The organism is Henriciella sp., from assembly GCF_049649345.1.
Classification (GTDB): domain Bacteria; phylum Pseudomonadota; class Alphaproteobacteria; order Caulobacterales; family Hyphomonadaceae; genus Henriciella.
The window spans coordinates 1-2339 of record NZ_JBARZC010000365.1; the positions used below are offsets into that span (position 1 = coordinate 1).

The following is a 2339-nucleotide window of genomic DNA, read 5'->3' on the forward strand; positions in this document are numbered from 1 at the left end:
GCCTATGGCGGCACGATGAAGTCGCTGATTTCGGTCCTTCACAGAATGGCGCGAGAGACCGGTGCAGACTGGAATGCCGTTCAGCGCCGCCTCAGAATTATCGGTCTCACGCATCGCACGAAAAACAGTCCGAACACGTGGCGCTGGCAGCAGAACCAGACCTGGCTGGACCTCATCCCGGACACGGTCATCAAGAACGTGTCGTCGCCATCGGGCTTCCTGTTCCTGATCGCGAACACTGACGAGAAAGTGACCCGGTCCTTCCATATCGGCCGATGGGACAAGGAGGATGGCTCTGCAAAGCCGCCGGGCGCAGAGCAACTCAAGGCAATGGCGCACGCGGCCTGGCTTTATGATCTCGGCAACACCAAAACAGAGCGCGAAACGCTTGCGCGTCTCATCGCCGGCCTGCCTGAAATGAAGCAGCCGGCAACACGCGCGCTGGTCTCGGCGCTGAAGCGCTTCTAGTCCGGAATACGGGCCGCCTGTGCTTCGATTTCGACACGCCAGCCCGGCCGGATAAGGCCTGCCACCTCCATGACGGCGCGGGCCGGTTTGTTCGGCTGTTCAGGCGTGCCGAAGAATTGCGAATAGCCTTCCATGAAACCGGCAAAATCGAGACGGCCATCTGTGGCCTCATCGCCGACGAGATAGACCCGCATCATCACGATATCGCCTAGCGACCAGCCGGCCGCCTCCATCCGCTCCTTCATCGCCTGCAGGACAGTTTCTGTCTGCTGTTTTGTATCCCCATAGGCCTCGCGGCTATTCGGGTCGGCCTCCGGATCGACAACCTGCGGCACCACGCCGCTGACATAGAGAATTTCCGCATCCGAGGAGATCTGCACCCCTACCGAAATCGGAAAGTCCGACCCCGGAATAGGAATCCGGTTGATGACGCCCGGCGTGCCGGGCTCGCTCGACGTCTGTTCAGGCTCCTCAGCGCCGCTGCAAGCTGAAACCAGCAAGGCGCTCGCAATCAGGCTGCCCGCAAGGTGGACACATTTGATGGGCATTGGCTTTCCTCTCAATTTGCTCTCGTTCTTTCGTGGATCTGGCCGACGGCATGATGGGCCGACCGCACAGCCGCTTCCATCCACGCCCCGATCGGGCTGAGATGCTGGCCGGCAAAGACGATCGGGCCGTCGCCCGCCTGCACGGCGCGTGTTTCGGGCGTGTCATGATCGACGGGCGGGCCGCCAAAGGATTCGTGCGCCCAGGCCCCCATTGTATAAGGCACATGCCCCCAGTTCACTGCGACCGGTCTCTGGAGCTGGACAGCCTTGCCCGGATGGATCTTGTCGACCGAGGCGCGGGAGGCGGCAAATTGCTCATTGAGCGACATGCCGGCAAACCGCTCTGCCTGATCAACGAAATTATAGGTCCCGATAAGGACGCCTTCCGGCGCATGGAAATCCTGGCTTGGATACCAGGCGAGATTTGAATCGGTATCGGCGTAGGAAAGCCCGCCATAGATGTGTTCATCGGTTTCCCAGAAGCGTTTTGACTGCCAGGCGACTTTGCCTGCTGCGTCATAGTCGAAAGACGCGATCCCCGCCTTCACTGGTGCAGACAGCGTCGTGTTCACCCCCTTCATGACCGAGAATGGCAGCGTGCAGACGCAATAGTCGGCTTCGGCGACACCCGCCGTGCCATCCTGCTGATCGAACAGCACCCTCACACCGTTATCAGAGCGGGTCAGATGGCTGACACGGACGCCGTAACGGATATCCCGGCGCATTCTCGCGGCAAAGGCGTAGGGGATATTATCCATCCCGCCGACCGGCTGCATCATCGTCGCCTGCTGGAACATGGTCTGGCTGAACATCAGATTGAACATGATGGTCGGGTCACCGATCAGCTCGGCAATCGGAATAGGCGTCCGGGACTTGCTCGGCACATTCAGGATAGTCGGCTCGATATCATAGCCACTGCGGTTGGAGCCTTCATAGGCGTGGCTGTTTCCAAGCGCGCCGTAAAAATCGAGGAAGGTAAGCAGCCTCTCCTTGTCGTCCGATGTCATCTCTCCATCGAGCGAGCCGCGGCCGACAGCTTTTGAGAGGAGCTCACTGACCCCGCCCCTCACATCATTGACGACCTGCCTGTGCTCCAGCGGCTGGCCGTTGCGCACACCGGAGCTCACGAATTTCGCGCTGCCGCTTTCATTGACGTGCGGTTCAAGCGCGACGCCAAACTCGCGGCAGTAGGAGAGGATGCCCTTGTGCACGCCGGGGATTCGCGCCGCGCCTGCATTGAAATACTGGCCGGGGCTGAACTGGCAGCGTTGGGCCGGTAGATGATCATGCTCCAGGATCGTGTCGCGCCGCACAGTCCAGACA

3 protein-coding genes are annotated in these 2339 nt (G+C 60.5%); 1 reads left to right on the forward strand and 2 read right to left on the reverse strand.

Annotated elements, in window-relative coordinates; translation table 11 throughout:
- A partial coding sequence (locus WA989_RS10010) for a hypothetical protein (protein ID WP_424340358.1) occupies positions 1-468 on the forward strand: 468 nt, incomplete at its 5' end.
- Here the strand turns inward: WA989_RS10010 and WA989_RS10015 are convergent.
- Both WA989_RS10015 and WA989_RS10020 read right to left on the reverse strand, forming a co-directional pair.
- On the reverse strand, positions 465-1016 hold the full coding sequence (locus WA989_RS10015; RefSeq protein ID WP_424340359.1) for a RidA family protein: 552 nt from the start codon (positions 1014-1016) through the stop codon (positions 465-467). The genes WA989_RS10010 and WA989_RS10015 overlap by 4 nt on opposite strands.
- Before the next feature lie 11 nt (positions 1017-1027).
- On the reverse strand, positions 1028-2339 hold a 1312-nt coding region (locus WA989_RS10020; protein WP_424340360.1), incomplete at its 5' end, for a flavin monoamine oxidase family protein.

Bases quoted from the DNA above. Each gene is read 5' to 3' on its own strand.
- WA989_RS10015 (WP_424340359.1), bottom strand. From the start codon at position 1,016: ATGCCCATCAAATGTGTCCACCTTGCGGGCAGCCTGATTGCGAGCGCC.